General features: G+C 66.9%; 23 protein-coding genes. 17 read left to right on the forward strand and 6 right to left on the reverse strand.

What is annotated here, in order from left to right; translation table 11 throughout:
* Window positions 1-3 precede the first annotated feature (3 nt).
* A complete protein-coding gene (locus tag AB431_RS06480) occupies window positions 4-1,005 on the forward strand; it encodes a 4-hydroxy-3-methylbut-2-enyl diphosphate reductase (protein WP_047329238.1) in 1,002 nt (333 codons plus the stop codon).
* A 5-nt stretch (window positions 1,006-1,010) separates the two neighbouring features.
* On the opposite strand, the gene AB431_RS06485 is transcribed toward AB431_RS06480, so the two are convergent.
* A complete protein-coding gene (locus AB431_RS06485; protein ID WP_047329239.1) occupies window positions 1,011-2,126 on the reverse strand; it encodes a DUF6542 domain-containing protein in 1,116 nt (371 codons plus the stop codon).
* A 93-nt stretch (window positions 2,127-2,219) separates the two neighbouring features.
* Between AB431_RS06485 and ychF the strand changes: the two genes are divergently transcribed.
* The 4 genes from ychF to AB431_RS29460 all read left to right on the forward strand — a co-directional run bounded on the left by ychF (window position 2,220) and on the right by AB431_RS29460 (window position 6,446).
* Entirely contained in the window at window positions 2,220-3,299 is a 1,080-nt protein-coding gene (gene ychF, locus AB431_RS06490; RefSeq protein ID WP_047329240.1) for a redox-regulated ATPase YchF, read from the forward strand.
* Window positions 3,300-3,351: 52 nt separating this feature from the next.
* Window positions 3,352-4,011 (forward strand): class I SAM-dependent methyltransferase, encoded by a 660-nt coding sequence (locus tag AB431_RS06495; protein WP_047333149.1) that lies wholly within the window; start codon window positions 3,352-3,354, stop codon window positions 4,009-4,011.
* A 58-nt stretch (window positions 4,012-4,069) separates the two neighbouring features.
* Window positions 4,070-4,633 carry a dihydrofolate reductase family protein gene (locus AB431_RS06500; protein ID WP_047329241.1) on the forward strand — a complete coding sequence of 188 codons (564 nt, stop codon included), beginning with the start codon at window positions 4,070-4,072 and terminating at the stop codon, window positions 4,631-4,633.
* 124 nt (window positions 4,634-4,757) lie between these two features.
* On the forward strand, window positions 4,758-6,446 hold the full coding sequence (locus tag AB431_RS29460) for a bifunctional diguanylate cyclase/phosphodiesterase (RefSeq protein WP_052960216.1): 1,689 nt from the start codon (window positions 4,758-4,760) through the stop codon (window positions 6,444-6,446).
* Between the two features lie 390 nt (window positions 6,447-6,836).
* Here the strand turns inward: AB431_RS29460 and AB431_RS30755 are convergent, their stop codons facing one another.
* Complete coding sequence (locus tag AB431_RS30755) at window positions 6,837-6,995, reverse strand: hypothetical protein (RefSeq protein ID WP_158423521.1); 159 nt, start codon at window positions 6,993-6,995, stop codon at window positions 6,837-6,839.
* Between the two features lie 7 nt (window positions 6,996-7,002).
* On the opposite strand from AB431_RS30755, the gene AB431_RS29465 reads away from it, so the two are divergent.
* From AB431_RS29465 to AB431_RS06535, 3 genes are read left to right on the forward strand one after another with little or no spacing between them, the layout of a single operon-like run.
* Entirely contained in the window at window positions 7,003-9,639 is a 2,637-nt protein-coding gene (locus AB431_RS29465; protein WP_255353545.1) for a pentapeptide repeat-containing protein, read from the forward strand.
* 44 nt (window positions 9,640-9,683) lie between these two features.
* The gene (locus AB431_RS06530; protein WP_082135572.1) at window positions 9,684-10,208 is read left to right on the forward strand and encodes a DUF1942 domain-containing protein; all 525 of its coding nucleotides are present in this window, start codon (window positions 9,684-9,686) and stop codon (window positions 10,206-10,208) included.
* Window positions 10,209-10,243: 35 nt separating this feature from the next.
* The gene (locus AB431_RS06535) at window positions 10,244-10,507 is read left to right on the forward strand and encodes a hypothetical protein (RefSeq protein ID WP_052960218.1); all 264 of its coding nucleotides are present in this window, start codon (window positions 10,244-10,246) and stop codon (window positions 10,505-10,507) included.
* Window positions 10,508-10,519: 12 nt separating this feature from the next.
* Here AB431_RS06535 and AB431_RS06540 read toward each other — a convergent pair whose 3' ends face one another.
* Entirely contained in the window at window positions 10,520-11,200 is a 681-nt protein-coding gene (locus tag AB431_RS06540; RefSeq protein WP_082135867.1) for a guanylate cyclase, read from the reverse strand.
* A gap of 37 nt (window positions 11,201-11,237) precedes the next feature.
* Between AB431_RS06540 and AB431_RS30985 the strand changes: the two genes are divergently transcribed.
* A complete protein-coding gene (locus AB431_RS30985; protein WP_144418207.1) occupies window positions 11,238-11,396 on the forward strand; it encodes a hypothetical protein in 159 nt (52 codons plus the stop codon).
* A 29-nt stretch (window positions 11,397-11,425) separates the two neighbouring features.
* Here AB431_RS30985 and AB431_RS06545 read toward each other — a convergent pair whose 3' ends face one another.
* Window positions 11,426-12,214, reverse strand: coding sequence for an adenylate/guanylate cyclase domain-containing protein (locus tag AB431_RS06545; protein ID WP_047329245.1), 789 nt, complete (start codon window positions 12,212-12,214; stop codon window positions 11,426-11,428).
* A 34-nt stretch (window positions 12,215-12,248) separates the two neighbouring features.
* On the opposite strand from AB431_RS06545, the gene AB431_RS06550 reads away from it, so the two are divergent.
* The 3 genes from AB431_RS06550 to AB431_RS06560 all read left to right on the forward strand — a co-directional run bounded on the left by AB431_RS06550 (window position 12,249) and on the right by AB431_RS06560 (window position 16,806).
* Window positions 12,249-13,181 (forward strand): sugar ABC transporter permease, encoded by a 933-nt coding sequence (locus AB431_RS06550; protein ID WP_047329246.1) that lies wholly within the window; start codon window positions 12,249-12,251, stop codon window positions 13,179-13,181.
* Window positions 13,182-13,264: 83 nt separating this feature from the next.
* On the forward strand, window positions 13,265-15,886 hold the full coding sequence (locus AB431_RS06555; RefSeq protein WP_052960219.1) for a LuxR family transcriptional regulator: 2,622 nt from the start codon (window positions 13,265-13,267) through the stop codon (window positions 15,884-15,886).
* Between the two features lie 8 nt (window positions 15,887-15,894).
* Window positions 15,895-16,806 (forward strand): 2-hydroxyacid dehydrogenase, encoded by a 912-nt coding sequence (locus AB431_RS06560; protein ID WP_047329248.1) that lies wholly within the window; start codon window positions 15,895-15,897, stop codon window positions 16,804-16,806.
* On the opposite strand, the gene AB431_RS06565 is transcribed toward AB431_RS06560, so the two are convergent.
* Window positions 16,803-17,663: an alpha/beta fold hydrolase gene (locus AB431_RS06565; protein ID WP_200902701.1), complete on the reverse strand. Its 861-nt coding sequence runs from the start codon at window positions 17,661-17,663 to the stop codon at window positions 16,803-16,805. The two genes, AB431_RS06560 and AB431_RS06565, sit on opposite strands and share 4 nt — an antisense overlap.
* Window positions 17,664-17,773: 110 nt before the next feature.
* On the opposite strand from AB431_RS06565, the gene AB431_RS06570 reads away from it, so the two are divergent.
* From AB431_RS06570 to AB431_RS06585, 4 genes are all read left to right on the forward strand, one after another.
* On the forward strand, window positions 17,774-18,247 hold the full coding sequence (locus tag AB431_RS06570; protein ID WP_047329250.1) for a VOC family protein: 474 nt from the start codon (window positions 17,774-17,776) through the stop codon (window positions 18,245-18,247).
* Window positions 18,248-18,328: 81 nt separating this feature from the next.
* Complete coding sequence (locus tag AB431_RS06575) at window positions 18,329-18,919, forward strand: hypothetical protein (protein WP_047329251.1); 591 nt, start codon at window positions 18,329-18,331, stop codon at window positions 18,917-18,919.
* Window positions 18,916-19,536, forward strand: coding sequence for a hypothetical protein (locus AB431_RS06580; protein ID WP_047329252.1), 621 nt, complete (start codon window positions 18,916-18,918; stop codon window positions 19,534-19,536). The genes AB431_RS06575 and AB431_RS06580 overlap by 4 nt, the downstream gene beginning before the upstream one ends.
* Before the next feature lie 15 nt (window positions 19,537-19,551).
* Window positions 19,552-20,466, forward strand: coding sequence for an alpha/beta fold hydrolase (locus AB431_RS06585; RefSeq protein ID WP_047329253.1), 915 nt, complete (start codon window positions 19,552-19,554; stop codon window positions 20,464-20,466).
* Here the strand turns inward: AB431_RS06585 and AB431_RS06590 are convergent.
* Window positions 20,453-21,256 carry an SDR family oxidoreductase gene (locus AB431_RS06590; protein WP_047329254.1) on the reverse strand — a complete coding sequence of 268 codons (804 nt, stop codon included), beginning with the start codon at window positions 21,254-21,256 and terminating at the stop codon, window positions 20,453-20,455. The two genes, AB431_RS06585 and AB431_RS06590, sit on opposite strands and share 14 nt — an antisense overlap.
* 26 nt (window positions 21,257-21,282) lie before the next feature.
* Between AB431_RS06590 and AB431_RS06595 the strand changes: the two genes are divergently transcribed.
* Window positions 21,283-22,539 carry a WS/DGAT domain-containing protein gene (locus AB431_RS06595; protein WP_235435842.1) on the forward strand — a complete coding sequence of 419 codons (1,257 nt, stop codon included), beginning with the start codon at window positions 21,283-21,285 and terminating at the stop codon, window positions 22,537-22,539.
* The last annotated feature ends 38 nt before the right edge of the window (window positions 22,540-22,577 follow it).

Raw genomic sequence — 22,577 nt, forward strand, 5'->3', positions numbered from 1 at the left:
AGCATGCCGCCTACCGTCAACATGGGGATTCCCGGCGCCGCCAGTACTGCGGCCGGTCCCGTTACCGGCAAGCGGGTGCTGCTGGCCGAGCCGCGCGGATATTGCGCCGGCGTGGATCGCGCCGTCGAGACCGTCGAGCGCGCCCTGGAGAAGCACGGCGCGCCGGTGTACGTGCGCCACGAGATCGTCCACAACCGCTACGTGGTGGAGACCTTGGCCAAAGCCGGTGCGGTGTTCGTCGAACAGACCGACGAAGTGCCCGAGGGTGCCATCGTCGTGTTCTCCGCCCACGGCGTCGCCCCGACGGTCCACGTCGAAGCCGCTGCGCGCAATCTGAGGACCATCGACGCCACCTGCCCGCTGGTCACCAAGGTGCACAACGAGGCCAAGCGGTTCGCCCGCGACGACTACGACATTCTGCTTGTCGGCCACGAAGGCCACGAGGAGGTTGTGGGCACCGCCGGTGAGGCACCCGATCACGTCCAGGTCGTCGACAACCCCGATGCCGTCGACAAGGTGACCGTGCGCGACCCGAACAAGGTCATCTGGCTGTCCCAGACCACGCTGAGCGTCGACGAGACCATGGAGACCGTGCGCCGGCTGCGGGAGAAGTTCCCGACGCTGCAGGATCCGCCCAGCGACGACATCTGCTACGCCACCCAGAACCGGCAGGGCGCGGTCAAGGCGATGGCGCCGGAGTGCGACCTGGTGATCGTGGTCGGGTCGCGCAACTCGTCGAACTCGGTGCGGTTGGTCGAGGTGGCGCTGGGCGCAGGCGCTAATGCGGCCGAGCTCGTCGACTATGCCGAGGACATCGATCCGGCCTGGTTGTCCGGCGTCACGACCGTCGGGGTCACCTCGGGTGCCTCGGTCCCTGAGGTGCTGGTGCGCGGGGTGCTGGACCGGCTCGCCGAGTACGGCTACGGCACCGTGCAATCGGTGACCACGGCCAACGAGACGCTGGTGTTCGCGTTACCGCGTGAGATTCGCCCCGCGCGCACCTAGCCGGCTCAGCGGTCCGAACGCCAGGATTCGGCGTCCCAGTCGTTCGCACTCGGCCGCCGCGGCCGCGATGGCCGCCCCGATTCGGCCTCACCCTCGCCGCGGTAACGCACCCGCGACACCGGGTGATGAGTGTCGCCGTCGCCGTTGGTCCGTCCTGGCGGACGCTGCCGGGTCGGCGGTTCGTACGGCGGGTACGGCTCGTAAGACGGGTAGGCCTCGTACGGTTCGAATCGATTGCTGCGCCGCGACGGTGAACCGCTGGGATCCCGGCGCTCGCGAGGCTCGCGGCGCGACGACGACGTGCGGGCGCCCCCGTCACGCGGCTGGCGCCGGCGCCGCGGAACGTCGGGATAGTCGGCCACCTCGGCATCGACGTCGACCGGGCGGCGACGGGACGACGTACGGCGGGGCCGCTCGGGCGTCTCGGTGATGTCCTCCAGCGGGGGACGGGCATGCCGAGAGCGAGTCGGCGCGGGACGCTTGGCGGCCCGGGCTGACCGGGGCCGCTTCTCCGCGGTCGCGGGTCGGTCGATGCCGTGCTTGCGCTTGGGGGTGTCCTCGGCGTCGTCCTCGTCGTCGGGGTCACTGCCGCGGCGGAGGCCGCCGAGTTTCGCTGCCAGCCCGGCAAACAGGCCGGGCCCTGCCTCGGCTTGGTCGTCGGATGGTCGGGCGGCTGCCGACGATTTGGCCGACATCCCGAAATACCAGCGCACCAACCCGATCAGCAGGACCCCGGCGGAGGTGAACAGCATCAGCGGGAAGCGCTCGATCAGCGGATAGCCGAAGTTGATCAGGGTGTCTTTGATGCCGGTGAACGAGGCACCGTGGAACAGGAAGTAGGAGCCGGGCACCATGACGAACAGGATCAGCGGCGGCTGGATGACGGCCGTGAAAATACTCGAGTGGCGAACCGCAAGAACCGCTGCCACACAGCCGAGCACGTACATGGCGGCGAAGACGTTGCCGAGCTCCTTGTTGCCCGAGCCGGCGTCGAAGGCGAAGCCAATTGTTGTGCCGATCACAGCAATCAGGACGGCGGCCCACCAGGGCACGCCGGGAAGGTTCGGGTGCGCCGAGCGATTCGCGGGCACCACCGAGGACCTGGCTCGCTGTGCTGACACACGTAGACCGTACCGGCTTTGGCTGAATGTGGACCGTCGGCGGGGCCGCGAGCCGAGGGGTCGTCCGGCGCTTTCTCCTAGACTGTCTTCTCTGTGAGCCTGAGCCTTGGAATCGTCGGTCTGCCCAACGTGGGGAAATCCACCCTATTCAATGCGCTGACCCGCAACAACGTGCTGGCAGCCAACTATCCGTTCGCCACCATCGAGCCGAACGAAGGTGTGGTCCCGCTGCCGGATCCGCGGCTGGCCAAGCTGGCCGAGATCTTCGGCTCCGAGCGGATCCTGCCGGCGCCGGTGACCTTCGTCGACATCGCCGGGATCGTGAAGGGCGCCTCTGAGGGCGCGGGCCTGGGCAACAAGTTCCTGGCGAACATCCGGGAGTGTGACGCGATCTGTCAGGTCGTCCGGGTGTTCGCCGACGATGATGTGGTGCACGTCGACGGCAAAGTCGACCCGAAGTCCGATATCGAGGTCATCGAAACCGAGCTGATCCTGGCCGACCTGCAGACGCTGGAGAAGGCGGTGCCCCGGCTGGAGAAAGAAGCCCGCAACAACAAGGACCGCAAGCCGGTGTTCGAGGCCGCGGTGGTGGCCCAGCAGGTGCTCAATGAGGGTACGACGATGTTCGCCGCCGGCAAGAAGGTTGACTCGGGCTTGCTGCGTGAGTTGAACCTGTTGACCACCAAGCCGTTTCTGTATGTGTTCAACTGCGACGAGTCGGTGCTCACCGATGCCGACAAGGTCGCGGAGCTGAAGGCGATGGTCGCGCCGGCCGACGCGGTGTTCCTCGACGCGAAGATCGAGGAGGAGCTCCAGGAGCTCGACGACGAGTCGGCAGCCGAGCTGCTGGAGTCGATCGGTCAGACCGAGCGCGGCCTGGATGCGTTGGCACGAGCGGGTTTTCACACCCTGAAGCTGCAGACGTATCTGACGGCGGGCCCAAAAGAAGCGCGTGCGTGGGTGATTCACCAGGGCGATACCGCACCGAAGGCGGCCGGCGTCATCCACACCGACTTCGAAAAAGGCTTCATCAAGGCGGAGGTCGTGTCCTACGACGATCTGGTCGAAGCCGGGACGATGGCGGCGGCCAAGGCGGCGGGCAAGGTGCGCATGGAGGGCAAGGACTACGTCATGGCCGACGGCGACGTGGTCGAGTTCCGGTTCAACGTGTAGTCAGTCGTAGAAACAAGTCGGCTTTGTGCGAAACCGAGATCTAATGATTGCCATGCAGCTTATGGAACGGGCGCTTACCGCACTGGCTCGCCAGCTCGGTGAACCGACCGGCTTTGCGGGCCGGGTCGTCGGACGGCTACTCAACCGTGGCAACCGGTCAATTGTCCTCGCTGCGGTCGCGGCCACCGGCTGCGGACCAGGGTCCGACGTCGCCGACATCGGATTCGGCGGAGGCGTCGGACTCGACATCCTGCTCGATCGCGAGGGCACGACTGTTCACGGCGTCGAGATGTCGGAGACGATGCTCGCCGAAGCGACGCGCCGCTTCTCTGACCACATTTCTCGCGGCCGGTTGCGCCTGTATTCCGGTCGGATGGAGGACCTGCCGCTCGAAGACTCCGCACTGGACGCGATCATCTCGACGAACACGATCTATTTCGTACCGGACCTCGCCGCGGCTATGAGTGAGCTGGCCAGAGTGCTGCGGCCCGGCGGCCGGCTGGTACTCGGGATCGGTGATCCGGATCAGATGGCCAAAATGCCCTTCACCCGCCACGGGTTTCGGTTGCGCCCCCTCGACGACGTTGTGCCGATCATCCGCGAGGCGGGGTTTGACCCAATTGAGGACAGGCGCGCCGGTCATGGACGCCACGCCTTCCATCTACTGGTGTGCGACTTACCGCTCAAAGGGTTTCGCAAAATCGACCATTAGATGGCTGCGGGGCGTGGGGTCGCGATTAGTTCAGCCACGTGCGGAAGTCTCTACTGGCATGGGAAAGCTGATCTACACCGTGACGATGTCTCTTGACGGCTATGCCGCCGACGCCGACGGCGACTTCCAGTGGTCCGCCCCCAACGGGGCGGTGTTCGACGTGCATGTCGGCCGCATGGGCGAGGTTTCGACGGAGGTACTGGGCCGCAAGACGTTCGAGTTGATGCAGTACTGGGAGACCGATCCCGACGACCAGGTGTGGACCGCCGCGGAACACGAGTTCGCCCGACGATGGCGGGGCATCGACAAGGTGGTGGCGTCGTCGACGCTCACGCATGCGGAGATCGGGTCCGACCGCGTCCGTGTGGTGCCCGACCTGACCCTGGACGAACTGCGGCGGGTCATCGCCGATGCCGCCGGCGTCGTGGAGATCTTCGGGCCCACCGTCGCGGCCGCCGCGATCCGGGCCGGTCTGGTAGAGGAGTTTCATTTCTTCGTGGTCCCGAAAGTGGTGGGCGGCGGCCTGCGCGCACTACCCGACGACGTGCGCCTCGACCTGACGCTCGCCGAGCACACCATCTTCGACAACGGCACCGCCCACCTTCGCTACGTCCCTCGCTGACCGGAGCGTTAAGCAAGGCAAACCTATGTCGGGCAGGCGGATTCGATGTTGGGCAATGACGCCGGAAGCGAGGGACGAAAATCTAGACTCACCCAGACAGGTCAGCAGCGACCGAGGGGGTCTGGTGGACGACGGTGCACAGGTCTCCGTCGAGGCGATGGCAGCAGAGGCGGGTTTCGTCGCGCTGCCGCCGGACGCCGGCGTCGTCGTGCAGAACGCCGACGGCGAGATCGTGGCCGCATCCAAACTGGCACAGCAGATTCTAGGGTTGTCGTCCGGCGAAATGCTCGGTCGAACGTCGCAGGACCCCCGCTGGGCGGCGGTGGACGAGGACGGCCGATTCCTCAAAGGGGCTGAGGCCCCCGCGATGGTTGCCCGGCGCACCGGAGTTGCGGTGCGCAACAGGATCCTGGGTGTACACCGCCCGGGCAGTGACGCAGCCGGGCGCCATGTGTGGATTCGCGTCGACGCCGTACCGATCTTCCGTGACGCTGACCCTGACCCCTGGGCGGTGGTGGCGGCTTTCCGGCCGGTCAGCGGTGAGCCGCTGCGAGCGCTTCAGCTACGCGAATCCGAGCGGCTTTTCCGGATGATCGCCGAACACACCTCGGACATGGTGGCCTGGCAGCTGGTCGAGGAAACGACGTTCCTGTGGGTATCGCCTGCAGCGCGCACCGTGTTGGGCTTCGAGCCTGATGCGCTCATCGGGACCTGTGGAATTGACCTGGTCCACCCCGAGGAACGAGCTTCGCTGGAGGAATCCTGGCGGAGTACGAGCGGTGCGTTGACGAGATTCACGATGCGCATGCGGCACGCGGACGGCGACTACCGATGGATCGAGACCACCGCGCACATACTCCCCTCCGACGGCGACAGACCCCAGCAGATGATCACCGCTCATCGTGACGTGAGCGATCGCGTGAAAGCCGAACGCGCCCGCGACGCAGCGGTGCGGATGTTCGAACTGGCGATGAGCCACGCCACGATCGGGGTCGGCTGGCGCAGGCGAGACGGGACGCTCTCACGCGTCAACCCGGCGCTGTGCCGCATTCTCGGCAGAAGTGTCGACGAGCTGACCGGACACTCTCTTCGCGAGTTCGCCACAGACGATGGGTCCGCCTTCGAGGACGCGGTTGCCGCCGTTCACAGTGGAGCGCGCAGTCACCACGAGAGTGAACGCCAGTTCCTCCGGCCGGACGGAACGGTGGTCTGGTGTCTTCACACGGTCGTCGGGTTGCCCGACGAGTTCGGTGCCGTCAGCCATTTCCTGGTGCAACTCCAAGACATCACCGAACAGAAACGAGCGGCTGCCCAGCTCGAGCAGGCCGCGTCGACTGATCCGCTCACCGGACTGTCCAACCGGACCGTGCTGGAGGATCGACTCACTCGAGCTCTTGCCAGGGCGCGACTGACCAAAACTCTCGTTGGCGTGTTGTTTATCGACCTCGACAATTTCAAGAGCGTGAATGACCGTCACGGCCACGAATTCGGGGACAAAGTGTTGTGCGAGATCGGAATTCGCCTGGCGGCCGCGGTTCGTGACACCGACACCGTCGTCCGTCTGGGCGGCGACGAATTCGTCGTCGTGCGTGAGCACCTACACGACCTCGAGCAGCTGGGTGAGCTCGCTGAGCACATCCGCCAACGGCTGGCGACAGCGTTTGATATCGACACGCACAGCATGGGCATCAGCGCCAGCATCGGCAGTGCCGTTGGATCCGATCTGACTGCTGCACAGTTGCTTTCGCGCGCCGACGAAGCGATGTACCGAGTCAAGCGTGAGCGTCGCGACCAAGTCGCGCCACCCAGCTGACAAAGTTCGTTTGCTATTCCTGCCGGGAATGCGAATACCTCACGCATCGGGAGCCGTAACTGCGCTTATCGGCATTGCCAGCGTGATCGTGTGCTACGCGTAGAAGGCTGGCGTGCTGGGCTTTTCGTCAATGTATAGACGAGGCCATGCACACCGCGGGTCCGCCAAATAAATTGACTGACACGACAAAAATTGGTGGCGCGCGGAGTATAGATGTTCATTACGCAATGAAGTCGCTGGTCTACGCGGGGTTGGAGGCGACATGTCTGGTCGGCACAGTCAGAAGGCGTCGGGAGCTCGGCGGCACAGGCGTGAACCGTACGCCTGGCTGGGTGCGGGTGCCGTTGCGCTGGGGCTCGGCGCGGCATTGGCCGGCGGGGCCGGGCTCGCTCAAGCCGACACCGGGGGTCCCGCGCCGTCGGGCAGCCATGCAGATGCCGCCTCGGCGAGTAAGTCCACCAGTGCGTCCGCCAGAAATACCGGCCCCCAAAGGTCAACCGCCGGGATCGCCGCACCCCGCTCGGCGGTCGCGACGAGTGCACGGGTCACCGCGTCGGTGACCCGGCCGAAGGTTGCCGTCGCCCCGCCGTCGCAAACCAATCCGATCGCGGGATTGCTGACTCAGGTCTTGGCGGCGTTCGGGTTGAAACCCCCCGCAACGCCAACAATTCCGGCTCCCAGGGCGGTAGCGTCGGCGGCTGCGGTCATTAACCCCCTGGCCGCTTGTGGGGTCAGCAAAGATTGCTCCAATCTGAACTTGAGCGGAGCAAATCTGGCCGGCCTGAACCTGACCGGTTACAACTTCACCGGAGCCAACCTTTCAGGCGCCAACCTGACCAAATCGACGCTGTCGGGGGCAACCCTGACCGGGGCGACGTTGTCCGGCTCGAACATGACCTCGGCCAACCTGACCGGACAGAACCTCCAAGGCTTCAATCTGACGGGGGTAACCCTGGTCGGAACGAACCTGACAGGAACCAATCTGACCGGGCAGAACCTGCAAAGTCGCAATCTCACATCGGCGACACTGGTCGGCGCGACCCTGACCGGGGCGAGCCTGTCGGGGGCGAATCTGACCAACGCCAATCTGACGGGGCAGAACCTGCAGGGCCTCGACTTGACCGGCGTGACGCTGGTCGGCGCGATCCTGACCAATGCCAACCTCGCGGGCCAGAACCTGCAGAGCCGCAACCTGACCCGGGCAACCTTGGTCGGGACGACGTTGACCGGCGCGAGCCTGTCGGGGGCCAACTTCACGTATGCCAATTTGGCCGGGCAGAACCTGCAGGGCTTTGACCTGACCGGTGTGACGTTGGCCGGGGCTGGGTTGGCCAACGCCAATTTGGCCGGGCAGAACCTCCAGGGCGTCAACCTGAATGCGGCACAACTGTCAGGTGCCACGCTGGCCGGCGCGAACCTGTCTGGGGCGAAGATGATCGGGGCAAACCTCTCGGGCGCGACGCTGACCGGGGCGACCCTGACGCAGGCCAATCTCAGCGTGGCTAATCTGACCGGACAGAACCTACAGGGCATCGATCTGACCGGCGTGACGTTCACCGGAACGATCCTGGCCAATGCCGACCTGACTGGCCAGAACCTCGCAGGCAAGAGCCTGGTCGGGGCGACACTGGTCGGTGCGACGCTGACCGGTGCAACGCTGACCGGAGCAAATCTGGCCCTGGCCAACATGATTGGACAAAATCTTCAGGGGTTCGATCTGACGGGTGTGATGCTGGTCGGTACGAACTTGACAGGAGCCAACCTGAGTGGGCAGAACCTGCAGGGCCGCAACCTGACTGGCGCCACCTTGGTCGGGGCCACGTTGACCGGAGCGACGTTGGCCGGCGCGAATCTGATGCTGGCCAACTTGATCGGGCAGAATCTTCAGGGGTTCGATCTGACCGGCACTGCGCTCGCCGGGGCGAACCTGTCGGGCACGAACCTGACAGGGCAGAACCTCCAGAACCGCAACCTGGCTGGGGCGACGCTGGCATCGGCGAACCTGTCCGGCGCCAACCTGACCGGTGCGACGCTGACCAAGGCGAACCTGCTGGGCGCAACCCTGACCGGAGCCATTTTGACCGGTGCGAATCTGACCCTGGCCAATCTCACCGGACAGAACCTTCAGGGCTTCGACCTGACCGGTGTCACGCTGGTCGGGGCGAACCTGACCAACGCCAACCTCGCGGGGCAGAACCTGCAGAATCGCAACCTCACCTCGGTGACCCTGGCTGGGACGACGTTGACCGGCGCGACGCTCTCGGGTGCGAATCTGACCAATGCCAACCTGATCGGCCAGAACCTGCAGGGGTTTGACCTGACGGGTACGACGTTGGTCGGGACGAACTTGACAGGAGCCAACCTGTCCGGACAGAGCCTTGTGGGTCGCAATCTGACCGGGGTGAAGTTGGGCGGGGCGAATCTGTCGGGGGTGAATCTGGCCGGCGCGAACCTGACGTCGGCGACTCTGGCTGGGGCGACGTTGACCGGGGCGACGCTCTGGGGTGCGAATCTGACCAATGCCAACCTGATCGGCCAGAACCTGCAGGGGTTTGACCTGACGGGTACGACGTTGGTCGGGGCCTACCTGACAGGAGCCAACCTGTCCGGGCAGAGCCTTGTGGGTCGCAATCTGACCGGGGTGAAGTTGGGCGGGGCGAATCTGTCGGGGGTGAATCTGGCCGGCGCGAACCTGACGTCGGCGACTCTGGCTGGGGCGACGTTGACCGGGGCGACGCTCTCGGGTGCGAATCTGAGCAGTGCCAACCTGATTGGGCTTAACTTCCAGGGGTTGGATCTCACCGGAGTGACGCTGGCCGGTGCTGTCATGACCAATGCCAATCTGACTGGCCAGAACCTCGCGGGGCGGGACCTGACGCGGACGACGTTGACCGGCGCGACGTTGACCGGTGCGACGTTGACGGGGGCAAACCTTTACGGCGCCAACCTGACATACGCGAACCTGACCGGCGCCAACCTGTCCGGGCAGAACCTGCAAAGCTTCAACTTGTCCTTCGCGAACCTGACCGGTGCAAATCTCAGCAACGCCAACCTCATTCGAGCCAGGCTCCAGAGCGCGAACCTGACCAATGCGAACCTGACGGGCGCGAACCTCAGTGGGGCGTACCTGAGGGGTGCCACCCTGACCGGAGTGATTCTCACCGGAGCCGTTCTCAGTGGGGTGATCTGGTAGGCGAGCCGCCTCGCCCGAGAAGCCGACCGCGCTAGTATCCGCGAATGCGTGGAACACGGTTGTCCGGGGTGTTCGGCGGCGTACTCGCCGTCGCACTGATCAGCGCGGGGTGTGGGAATTCCGGCTCGACCGCCCACCAGCCGACACCGAGCACACCTGTCAGCTCCAGCGCGGCGGCCACCCTGGAAGCGGTGGCTTTCGGCACCAAGGTCGACATAGCCTCGGCTGACGGCACCGCGGCCTACACCGTCGACAACCTGCAGCCGGTGCCGCCCGACGCCCAGATCGTCCCGGCCAAGGGCACGATGTACGCCGTCGACGTGACCATCGTCGCGAAGAGTGGCACCCCCGCCTACAACGGCTTCTACATCGTCGCTCGCGGTGCCGATGGGTCGAACATCGCGCCCGCGGTCGGCGCCGTCCGGCCGGGCATCACCTCGGGCCAGCTTCCGCAGGGGCAACAGGTCGCCGGCCACGTCGCCTACGACGTACCCCAGGGCCAGACCATCACAGCGATTCAGTTCCGCGACCCGAAAGGAAAGGTGCTGGCGGTGTGGGGTGCAGGGTAGCGAAACGGTGGGTTTCAGCGGCGATCGGTGCAGCGGTGGCGCCGATCGCGTTGGCCTCAGCGGCCTACGCTGACGCGGCGCAGGCCACCATCGACAATCTGCAGTCGCAGGGCTATCTCGTTGCCATCAACTGGGTCGACGGCAACACCGGTGCGGCGTTGTCGTCGTGCCGGGTAGTGGCCGTTCACAATCCGGACAGCTCGCCCGGCGAGTCGAGCACCGCGACCACCGTCTATGTCGACCTGTCGTGTCCGCGCCGCGAGGCCCCCGTCGGTATCGGTATCGGCATCGGATTCTGACGCCGTCACCAATCAGCCTGCGACAACTTCGATCTCATCGCCCAGTCGATAGTTGCCGACCAGGGGCAGGGCATCGCCGCTCCAGAACCGGCCCGGGTCGAACCAGTTCTCGTTCTTTTCGATGGCCAGCAATCCCATCTCCTCATAGGTGATGGCCACCGTCTCGGCGCAATACGCGGTCTGCAGACCGACTTCGCGTTCGGCCTGCTTGCGGCGTTCTGCTGATTCACGAACTTTCTTGTGCACCAACGGGATTCCGCGCGTCCAGTCACGGACGGTGGGTAGCCGGCCGCGCAGCCAGCGGCCGGTCAACCGCGCGGTGGACGGAAACGGGGTGCCGTCCATCCGGGCGATCACCTTCAGCAGCTGATCTTCGTGTTCGCGGCTGACGTCGGGGGTCAGCTGGCGCAGCCAGCACCGCTGACCGTAATGGTGAAGCCATTGTTCGACGGCTTCCCGGGCGTCGTTGAGCTGCACCCCGCGGTGGTTGGTACCGGTCCACAGGTCCAGCAGCTTGTGGCCTAACTCGGCATGCCAGATCAACGGTGGCAGATCGTCGATCGCCACCGTCATGCCAACGTGGTTGACCGGCGCGTTGGTCAGCGTCTGGATCGCCCGGTCCGGGCCCGACCCGCCGCGAAACAACCAGACGTCACCGGTTCGGGTTTGATCCAGCGCCTGTGCCAACGACACGGTGTGCTCATTCACCAGCGCAGCATAATGTGACCCCATGCGCGGTATCTGGAAGTGGATCGGCCTGGCCGGTGCGGCGGGCGTCGTCGCGGGCGGGGTACTCGTCGCCCGCGACCAGCGGCGCCGCAAGGCGTACACCCCTGACGAGATCCGCGCCCGGCTGCACCAGCGTCACGCTGAAGCCAACTCCGATTGAGATAGCGCTGCTGTCTCAACGAGTCGGAGTCAGGCCACCGCGTAGAGCCGGTGAGTGCCGCTGAAGCCTTTGAGCTCGGCGTCGCGGCCCTCGTCGAAGGTCTGCTGATCGCCCACCGCCGTTCGCACCGGCTCACTCACCAGAATCTCGCCGCCGTCGGCCTGGCCGGCGACCCGGGCGGCCATCGCGACGTTGCGACCGAACAGATCGTCGCCGCGGCGCACCGACTTACCCATGTGGATGCCGATTCGCACCCGAATGCTGTTGTGCCGCAACCGTTTCGAATCACGATTTAGTTCTCGCTGTATCGCCACCGCGCAGCTCACCGCGGCGGCGGGATCGGCGAAGGCCACCATGAACCCGTCACCTTGACTCTTGACTACGTGGCCGTCGTACTTGGTCACCAATCGCCGCACCATCCGGTCGTGGCTGCCGATGAGCTTGACCCACGCCCGGTCGCCGATCCGCTCGTTGAGTGCGGTGGACTCCTCGATGTCGGAGAACATCACCACCACCTTGCCGTCAGGCACGAGCCGGGCCAGATCAGGCCGCTCGACGTCGGCCCAGTCGGCGAGTTCCTCGATGGAGGACCGCACCGCGCCGCCCAAACCTTGAGTGCGCACCAGGTTGGCGGTCTGCCACACCTGCTTGACCGCCTCCCGGCCGCCCGTCCACAGCATGTTGCGGGTGTCCAGGCGCCCGCGCAGCTCCTCGGTTTCACGCTGGCTGGCGTCCAGCTGCTTGCGCATCAGGACCAGCGCAATGGCCTCGGCCACGACCAGCACCGCCAACACCGCTGCCGCGATTGTCCAACCCACTGTGCGTCGCCCTCCCGTCCGCGATCCTGAACAGATGATGCCTCCTTACTACGAGAGCAGATTCATCCGTGCGAATCACCCCCGACGCGCGCAGGCCATCTGGCTGCGCTGGACACTGCTGCTGCCGAAGCCCGGCGACGCCGTAGCCGACGTCTGGGTGATGCTGTTCGACCCCGACGGCGGCGGTAACCGCGCGCTCAAGGTGCCTCATCCGCTCACCGACGCCGACTACCTGTCCGACCCCTGGTCGGCCAGGATCGCCGACACCGTCATCGACGACGTACACGCTCAGGCGGCGCTCGACGGCGCGTCGTGTGACCTGGCCATCGCCCCGGGCGACGAACCCGTGGTCAAGTTGCTCACCGACCGCTCGTATGCGGCCAAGTTCCCAACCGCCAAAACCCAGGTGCGCCATCCGCTGGCCCGTTTCGATGGCACCGTCACCCTCGGGGACACCTCGATGGCAGTCGAGTCCTGGACGGGAAGCGTCAACCACAACTGGGGCAGCAAGCACACTCCGGCGTACGCCTTCGGTCAGGTGTGCGGGTTCGACGAGCACCCGCGATCCAGCCTCGAAGTCGTGACCGCCCGGGCCGCGGTCGGGCCGCTGCGGTTGCCGGCCGCCACCCTGTTCGTCTTGCGTCACGCCGGGTGGGAGGTCGCCGTGCGCTCGGTGCTGGCGGCCCGCCACACAAGCGGTTCGTATGAGCCGTTCCGATGGTCGTTCGGCGGGCGGGCCGACGGTTTCGAGCTGAACGGTGAAATTCACGCCGAGCCCGGCGACGTCATCGGCCTGACCTACACCGACACCAACGGAGCGACCAAGTACTGCTACAACTCCGCACTGGCGCACTGCCGAATCAGCCTGTCCGGCAACGGTATTGATACGGAGTTGACCGCGACGCGACGGGCGATGTTCGAGATCCTCACCGACCACCGGCGTACCGACGTGCCGCTGCTGGCATAGCGGCGGTCGGACGCGCACGCGCTGGTGATCAAACGTTGAGCAATTTGCCGAGATCAGGCCTTTCGCCTGCGTAAACTGCGGCCGTGGGGGATAGCCGGACCTGGCCCGTCATGCGACGAGGCAAGGAACTTGCTGCGATCCAGGCGACCTTGCAGGGTCGGCCCGGTCAATGCGGCACCCTGCTCCTGGGAGATGCCGGCGTCGGCAAGACCACGCTCGCGCGGATGGCCACCCATAGCTTGCGTTCCACCGCGGTGTGGGTCGCCGGAACCGAGTCCGCGCGCGAGGTGCCGTTGGGTGTGTTCGCCCACCTGCTGGCGAGCCCGATGCCCGCGGATCCGGTGGCCATGCTCGCCGACGCGTTCCGCACCGTTCGCAGGGAGAAGTTGGCGCTCATCGGGGTCGACGACGTCCACCTCGTCGACCATCTGTCGGCGACGTTGCTGCATCAACTGGCCGTCGAAGGCGCGGTCCGCATCGTGGCGACCGCCCGCACCGGCGAGCCGATTCCCGAGACGATCACCGCGCTCTGGAAGGACGGCTACCTCGCCCGGTTGGATGTCGTTCCGTTCGCCAAGGGAGAGGCGGTCGCGCTGGTCGAGACGGCGCTCGGCGGACGCCTGGAGCGGCTCTCGGCCGATCTGATGTGGGAGGCTTCGAGCGGGAACGCCCTGTTCGTCCGGCATCTCGTCGAAGGTGCGCTGGAAGCCGGCACACTGCGCCAGGTCAACGGCGTCTGGCAGCTCAGAGGTGAAGCGGCGGTGGCCTCCAAACTGGCTCCGCTGTTGAGCACTCGGCTCGACCGGTTGCCCGACGATGAACAGCGGGCGCTGCAGTTGCTCGCCGTCTCGGAGCCGCTGCCGTTGGAAGTGATGTCCGAACTCGTCGACAACGCCACCTTGGAGCGGACCGAGCGGCGCGGGCTGATTCGCGTCGTCGATGTCACCGGAACCGCCGAAATTCACTTCACCCATTCAGTGATCGGCGAGGTCATCCGGCAGGGTCTAGGCCAGGTTGCGGGTCGGCGGTTGCGGACGGAGTTGTTGGGCGCGATGGACCTGCACCCGCCGCAGACATCGATTCAACGTGTGCGCCGCGCCGAACTCGGGTTACATGCCGACACCAAGGTCGAGCCCGAAATCCTCTGCCGCGCAGCAGAAGACGCGATGGCGCTGATGAACATCACACTCGCCGAGCGATTGGCACGCGCCGCCCTCGACTCCGGTGGCGGCCTGGTGGCCTCCGAACTGCTCTCACGGGCCCTACGCTGGCAGGGCAGAGCGCCGGAGTCCGAGGCGATCCTGGAATCGTTCGACCCCGACACCCTCTCCGAGTTCGAGTTGGTCCGGTGGGGGATGGCGCGGATCGCCAACCTCCAGTGGTCGATCGGCGATGCCGAAGCTGCCGCCAAGGTCCTGGAGATGTTGCAGCAGCGCATCACGCAGACCCGGTTCCGGCTGGCCGTCGATGGTCTCGCGGCGGCGCTCGCCGTACTCGACAATCGACTCGATGAGGCTGCCATGCTGGCAGACCGGGTGCTTGCCGAGCCGACCGCGCCGCCGGTCGCCGTCGGCTGGGCGGTGTTCGGTGGCGGCATGGCCGCCGCCATCAGGGGGTGTACCGCCGATGCGGCACGGTTTGCCGCCCGCGGGCACGAAATCTACGACAAGATCGACGGCCTGTTGCGATTCCTATTGGCCCTCGGCGAGGTCCGGGCTCTGACGCTGGCCGGTGATTTCGCTGCAGCGCAAGCGCGTTCGGGCGACATCGTCCGGATCACCTCGCCCAGCCAGTATCGCGCTCGCGCAATGGCGAACGTGCTGGCCGGCACCGTGGAATTGGGTCGGGGTCAATTGCGCGTGGCGATGGGGCGGCTCGAGGAGACCCTGGCCGCGCTCAGTGGTGAGGCTGCCGCGTCATGGAACGTGCCGGCCAGATTACTTCTCGTACAGTGCTATTGCGGGCTCGGGTACGACCAGGCCGCGGCCCCGCTGGTGGCCGAACTGCGGGAGCTGGTCAGTCGTGCGGCGACGATGTTCGAACCGGCGGTCCGAATCGCGGAGGCGTGGCTGGCCGCAGCCATGGGCCACGTCAGCGGGGCGGTCACGATGGCCCTGCGTGCGGCCGATCTGGCCGCCGCGTCCGACCAGCGGGCCATCGAGCTGATGGCGTTGCACGCGGCCGCGCGATTCGGCGACACGACCTGCCTACCGCGCATCATCGAGGTCGCGGCGGTGATCGGTGGGCCGCTGGCCGCGGTCGACGCAGCGCACGCCACCGGGTTGATGAACAACGATGCCGCAGCGGTCTTTTCGGCATCGCAGGAGTTCGAACGGATCGGTGCACTGTTGTCGGCGGCGGATGCCGCGGCGCAGGCGGCGGCGCTCTTCGACGCGGCCGGGCAGCGTCGGCATTCGCTCGAAGCGGCCGCCGCCGCCGATCGGCTGGGCAAGGAATGCGGCGGCCTGAAGACGCCGGCGCTGATGGCCACCTCCCGGCCGCTGCCACTGTCCCGACGGGAACGCGAGATCGCACATCTTGTTGTGCGCGGGTTGTCCAACCGGGATATCGCCGCGCGGCTGGTGGTGTCCACTCGCACGGTGGAGGGACACTTGTACCGGATGTACCTCAAACTCAACGTGACAAGTCGCGAGGAGTTACGGGAGGTCATCCGTCACGCGTTCGACGATGACGAGCCTGATTGACTGGCAGCATGGCCATCCTCGTCGTCGGCAGGCTCGAACCATCGCTGGAGAAACAACTGACGGCCAAGCACACTCCGCTGCGGCTACCGGTTGACACCCCGCAGGCCGAGGAGGTCACCGTGATCGTGTGCGGCGGGCGCCCGGGAGTCGACGCCGCGCTGATGGACTCACTGCCGCAGCTGCGCGCGATCGTGAACTTCGGTGCCGGGTTCGACACCATCGACGTCACCGCGGCTCGCGAGCGGGGGATCGGGGTGAGCAACACCCCCGACGTCCTCAACGACACCGTCGCCGACACGGCGCTCGGTCTGATCCTCGACACCATGCGCCGATTCGCTGCCGCCGACCGGTACGTGCGGGCCGGCCGGTGGGCCACCGACGGTCCGTTCCCCTACACCCGCGACCTCACCGGCAGTCGTGTCGGCATCCTCGGGCTGGGCCGGATCGGCTCGGCGATCGCCGATCGGTTGCGCGGATTCGACTGTGCCATCGCCTATCACAACCGTCACGAGATCCCTGACGGCCCGTACCGCTACGCCGCCTCACCGGTCGAGCTGGCCGCTTCGGTCGACGTCCTGGTCGTTGCCGCCGCCGGCGGTGCCGACACCGCCCACCTGGTGGATCGTGCGGTGCTTTCCGCGCTCGGCCCGGACGGCTATCTGGTCAACATCGCCCGCGGCAGCGTCGTCGATCAGGATGCGCTGATCGATTCACTGGAGCAGGGCCGCCTCGCCGGCGCCGGATTGGACGTCTACGCGGCGGAGCCCGACGTGCCGGTTCGATTGTGGGAACTCGACAACGTGGTGCTGCTGCCGCACATGGGCAGCGCGACCGCCCGAACCCGAACGGCCATGGCCACTTTGGCGATGCGCAACCTGGAGGAGTTTCTGGCCAGCGGCCAGCTGGTCACCCCCGTCTAACGGGTGACGAACGAGACGACGGCCTCGCTGAACGCGTCGTTGTCGTCGCCGGCGGCGGTGTGCCCTGCGTCGGAGAGTTCGACGAACTCTGCGCGCGGCACCTTCGCCAAGAAGTCCCGCACACCCTCGGCGCTGACGACGTCGGACAGCTTGCCGCGGATCAGCAGGATCGGGATGGTCAGGTCGATGGCCGCCTGCTCGAGTCGCTCTACCCGGCCGAACGGATCGTCTTTCGGTGCGGTGAGGAACGCCGGATCCCAATGCCAGAACCACCGGCCGTCACGAAACCGGAGGTTCTTCTTGAGGCCGTCGAGATTGCTTGGCCGCTTACGGTGCGGCAGGTAGGCGGCAATGGCGTCGGCCGCCTGCTCGAGGTTTTCGAAGCCGTCCACATTGCTGAACATGAAGTCCCGGATGCGGGCGCTGCCGTCCTTCTCGAAGCGCGGCACCACGTCGACCAGAACCAGCTTGGTCACCACCTCGGGGCCGGCTTCCTCGGCCACCAGGATGCTGGTCAGCCCGCCCATGCTCGCCCCGATCAGCACCACCGGGCGGCCGATCTGCTCGAGTACCAGCAGCACGTCGGCAGACAGCGCGTCGACGCTGTAGTCGGCGTCGGGGGCGCGGTCACTGTCACCGTGCCCGCGGGCGTCGAGAGCGACCACGTGGAAGCCGGAGTCGGCCAGCACCTGCCCGGTGTTCTTCCAGGAGAACCGGTTCTGCCCGCCGCCGTGCAGCATGAGGATCGTCGGGCGATCCGCCGCCTGCTCGGTGCCCCGGTTCCACTCGTCGGCCACGAGGGTGAGCTCGTTGATGCCACGGAAATCAACCGTCTGACCGCTGTTCGTGCTGCTCACCGGCATCCTCTCGACCGAACCTGAACAGCACGTTACATAGCGGTGCTATCGATGAGTTTCGGCACCCCGGTCGGTCTATCCCTTCGCCAGCCCTGGAGAGGAGACCACCCGTGCCCACCATCACCCCGTCGCTGTGGTTCGACAACGACCTGGAGGAAGCGATCCGGTTCTACACCGGCATCTTCCCTAACTCGTCCATCGAGTACGTCAACCGCTACACCGAGGCCGGCCCCGGTGCCCCCGGTGAGGTCGTGTCGGCGGGCTTCAACCTCGACGGCACCCGGTTCGTCGGCATCAACGGCGGACCGGTGTTCTCGTTCACCGAAGCCGTGTCGTTCCTCATCGAGTGTGCTGACCAGGCCGAAGTCGACTACTACTGGGACGCCCTGGTCGCCGGTGGCCAGGAATCGCAGTGCGGCTGGCTCAAGGACCGGTTCGGGCTCAGCTGGCAGGTCGTGCCCAGCCGGCTCTACGAGCTGCTGTCCGACCCCGACCAGGCCCGAGCGGTCGCCGCGACGCAGGCCATGCTCGGAATGCGCAAAATCGTCATCGCCGATCTGGAGGCTGCCGTGCCGCACCCGTGACGGCCCTCACAGCGGCTACCGGTAGCCTTTCGCCCCAGTAGTGCGGGTGATCGGAGCCCGTAGCGCCGCAGAGGGAGAACCATGGCCGACGAGCCTGCCGAGCCCGGGGACGAGGCTGCCACGCCAGATGAGGCCGAGACCGTCGAGGAGACCACCGACGCCGAGCCGGCACCGGTGAAGCAGCCGCGCTCCCACGTTCAGCTCGCGCTGATCGTCGGCACGGTCGTCGTCGTCGCCCTCGCCGCGCTGGCGGGATGGCTCGGGTACCGGGCATACCAATCCCGGCAGACCGCCCAGCTGCAAGACCTCCTCGTGGGGGTCGGCCGCCAGGGCGCGCTCAACCTGACCACGATCGACGCCGCCGAGGCCGACAAGGATGTGCAGCGCATCCTCGACTCGGCCACCGACGCGTTCTATGACGACTTCGCCAAGCGGTCCCAGCCGTTCATCGAGGTGGTCAAGCAAGCCCAATCCAAATCCGTCGGCACCGTCACCGAGGCCGGGTTGGAGTCGACGTCGGGTAACGAAGGCCAGGTGCTGGTGGCCGTTACCGTGGTCACGTCGAACCGCGGCGCGCCCAATCAACCACCACGAGCGTGGCGGATGCGCCTGACGGTCAAGAAGACCGGCGACGACGAAGCGAAGGTCTCGAAAGTGGAGTTCGTACCGTGACAACTGACGACGCCAAACCAGACCCGGAGGTCATCGAGGAGGAGACGACCGCGGTCGAACTCACCGACTCCGAGACCGACGGCGAAACCCCCGCCGCGCCCGAGACCGCGCCCGAAGGCGCGCCCAAGAAGGGGTTCAGCTTCGCCAGGGCAGTGGCCTTCGGCGTGTTGCCGATCGTGGCGCTGCTGCTCGCCGCAGCGGCCGGCTACCTGCGATGGGAGGATTCGTCGCGCCGGGACGCCAACACCGCCCGCACCGAGTCGGTGCAGGCCGCCAAGGACTCCACCGTCGCGTTGCTGAGCTACAAGCCCGAGACGGTCGAGAAGGATCTCGGCGCGGCCCGCGACCGGCTGACCGGGAGCTTCCTCGACGCCTACACCCAGCTGATCAACAACGTCGTCATACCTGGCGCCAAGGAGAAGAAGATCTCGGCCCTGGCGGCGGTGCCGGCCGCAGCGTCGGTCTCGGCGAAGCCCGATCATGCGGTGGTGCTGCTGTTCGTCGATCAGACGGTCGTGGTCGGCACCGACGCACCGACCAACACCGCCTCCAGCGTCCGGGTGACGTTGGACAAGGTGAAAGATCGCTGGCTCATCTCGGGATTCGACCCGATCTAGCGACGAGGGGGTTCGATGACCGAGCCACGCTGGATTGACGTCTCCGCGCCGGCCGTGCAGCTGCGGGCGCTCAGCTGGGGTCCAACCGAGGGTCCAATTGCGTTGTGCCTGCACGGTTTTCCCGATACCGCCTATGGCTTCCGCAAACTCGCACCGCATCTGGTGGCCGCCGGCTATCGCGTCATCGCCCCGTTCATGCGGGGCTACGTGCCCTCGTCGCTTCCCGCCGACGGCAGCCAGCACATTGGCGCCGTGATGGACGATGCGCTGCAGGTGCTGGCTGCGAACAACCCCACCGGCGCCGACGTCGTCATCGGCCACGACTGGGGCGCGATCGCCGCCACCGGTCTCGCCGCGATGCCGCAGAGCCCGTTCGTGAAGGCCGTCGTGATGTCGGTGCCGCCGTCGGCAGCGCTGCGGCCCGGCGGCGGCAGAAAGCTCGCCCATCGGGGCCGGCTACTGCGCCTGCTGCCGGTGCAGTTTCTGCGCAGCTGGTACATCAGCTACTTCCAGCTGCCGTTCCTGCCTGAGCGCTCATCGTCGTGGATCGTTCCGCTGCTGTGGCGCCGTTGGTCACCCGGCTACAACGCCGCCGAGGATCTGCGTCACGTCGACGCCGCCATCGGCTCACCGGACCGCTGGCGCGCGGCGCTGGGCACCTACCGGGCGACCATCCGCAACACCCGTCCGCCGGCCCGCTATGCCGAGCTGCAGAAGTTGTGGCTCGAGCCGCCGCGGCTGCCGACGCTGTATCTGCACGGGGTCGACGACGGTTGTATGACACCGGAATTCACGCCGTGGGTGGCGGGCGTCCTCCCGCCGGGCAGTGACGTGGCGCTCGTCGAGCGCGCCGGACATTTTCTGCAGCTCGAACAGCCCGACGTGGTGGGCCGCCAGATCGTCGACTTCCTGGCCGCTACTTCTTCTTGAGGCTCGGGTGGCTGCGGGCCAGCAACGGCAGTAGTAGCCGCTTCGGCGTGAGTTGATAGACCGCGGTCGCCGCGTGATTGAGCCGGCCGGGCACGACGACCGGCTTACCGGCGGCCAGTCCATCCACGGCCGACTTCGCGACGTCTTCGGCCGACACCCAGAGCGGCTTGGGCAGCGCCGCCTCGGCCTCTTCGTCGGAGATTCCGGCGGCCGCGCCGAATCCGGTTTTCACCGGACCTGGGCACAGGGTGGTGGCGGTGACGCCGCTGGGTTTGAGTTCCTCGCGCAGTGCGTAGGTGTAGGACAGCACGAATGCCTTGGCCGCGCCGTAGACGGCCTGCCCCGGCAGTGGACCGAAGGCGCCCAATGAGGCGACGTTGAGCACCGCGCCGCGCCGGCGGGACGCCATCGCGCCGACGAATCGGGTGCACAGATCGACCACGGCGGCCACGTCGACCTCGACCACGTTCAACTCGGCGCGGGGATCGGCGGCGCTCACCGGGCCGGTGGTGGTCAGCCCGGCGTTGTTGACCAGGATGTCGACGTCCAACCCGAGTTCGGCGACCCGGCCGGGGAGCTTGGCGCGGTCCTCTGGCTTCGAAAGATCAGCGCCAACAACCGAACTCGGGCCTTCGAGTTGCTCGGCGAGGGTGGTGAGCTGGTCGGTGCGGCGGGCCACCAGCACCACGTGATGGCCGCGTGCGGAGAGCACTCGGGCGATTTCGGCGCCAATACCGGAGGAGGCTCCGGTGATCAGCGCGGCGCGGTCGGGACCGGGAGTCGGCAGCACCCGGTCAGCCTAGGACAATGGTCGTCATGGCTGCCAGCAGAACGATGACCGCGGTTGACGCGCAGATGTTCTGGATGTCGGCCGTGGTCCCCAGTGATCAGCTGGTGTTGTACGCGTTCGACGGTGCGCCCGAATCGCCGGAGGCCGCGATCGAAGAACTGCGCCGCAACGCCGAGGCGTGCGACGAGCTCCGTATGCGGGTGGTCGACGACAGTCGGTGGCGGTACCCGCGCTGGTGTCGGGGCGAGGTCGGATCCGACCAGTTCGTGCTGCACGAGACCGGGGGAGTGGACTGGCAGGGCTGCCTGGACATCGCGTCCAGGTTCCGCGGTCAACCACTCGATCTTCGCCGAATGACTTGGCGTGCACACATTTTCCCACGGGTTCTGGGTGTGCCCGGCGCCCCCGGACTGGGCTCAGTGGTGGTGATGCAGTCCGGCCACGCGTTCGCCGATGGCAGCCGAGGGACCGCGCTGGGCGGGGCGTTGCTCGGCCGGCGGCAGCCGGTGCCGGTGCCGGTTCCCGCCCGACGTGGGTTTCTGCTTGCGCGCGGCGTGGCCGCCGCCCGCGCGCATCGTCAGCTGGTGCGCGACACCGAGGCCGGGTTGGTGCCTGTTGCGCTTCCGGGCAGCCCGCTGCTCAGCATCAACCAGCGCCCCCGCGCGACGCCGGTGCTGCGGACACTGGTGCTGCGGCGGGCCCAGCTCGCCAACCCGACCGTGACGATCGGAGCGCTGGTGGTGATCGCCGAGGCGCTGGGAGGTTATCTCGCGGCGCGTGGTGAGGACACCTCGGCGCTGGCGGCTGAAGTCACCATGGCCGGCCACCAGGATTCAGGCAGCCACAACAACTTTCGCAATGTTGGTATCAGGCTGCATCCGCAAGCGGACCGGACCCGGCGCGCGGAGCTGATCGCCGCCGAATTGGCGGCACAGCGGCGACGCGGGGACCACCCGGCGATGCGGGCTTCGGCGGCCGCGACCGCCGCGATACCCGCTGCGCTGCTGCGGTGGGGTGTGCGGCAATTCGACCCAACCGTCCGGTCCGCGACGGTCACCGGCAACACCGTGGTGTCCAGCGTCAACCGCGGGCCTGCGGATCTCTCCTTCGGCGGATGCCCGGTGCTGCTGGCGGCGGGATGGTCGGGGCTGTCGCCGATGATGAGCCTGACCCACGGAGTGCACGGCCTCGGCGACACCATCGCGCTGAGCGTGCACGCCGATCCGGACAACGTCGACGCCGGCGACTACGTCGACCGCTTGCGCGCCGCGCTGTCGGTCTAACATCGGCTGAGCGCCTGCCCAGCACGCGAGGCGATGCT

Origin of the sequence: Mycobacterium sp. EPa45 (genome assembly GCF_001021385.1) — a bacterium.
GTDB lineage: Bacteria > Actinomycetota > Actinomycetes > Mycobacteriales > Mycobacteriaceae > Mycobacterium.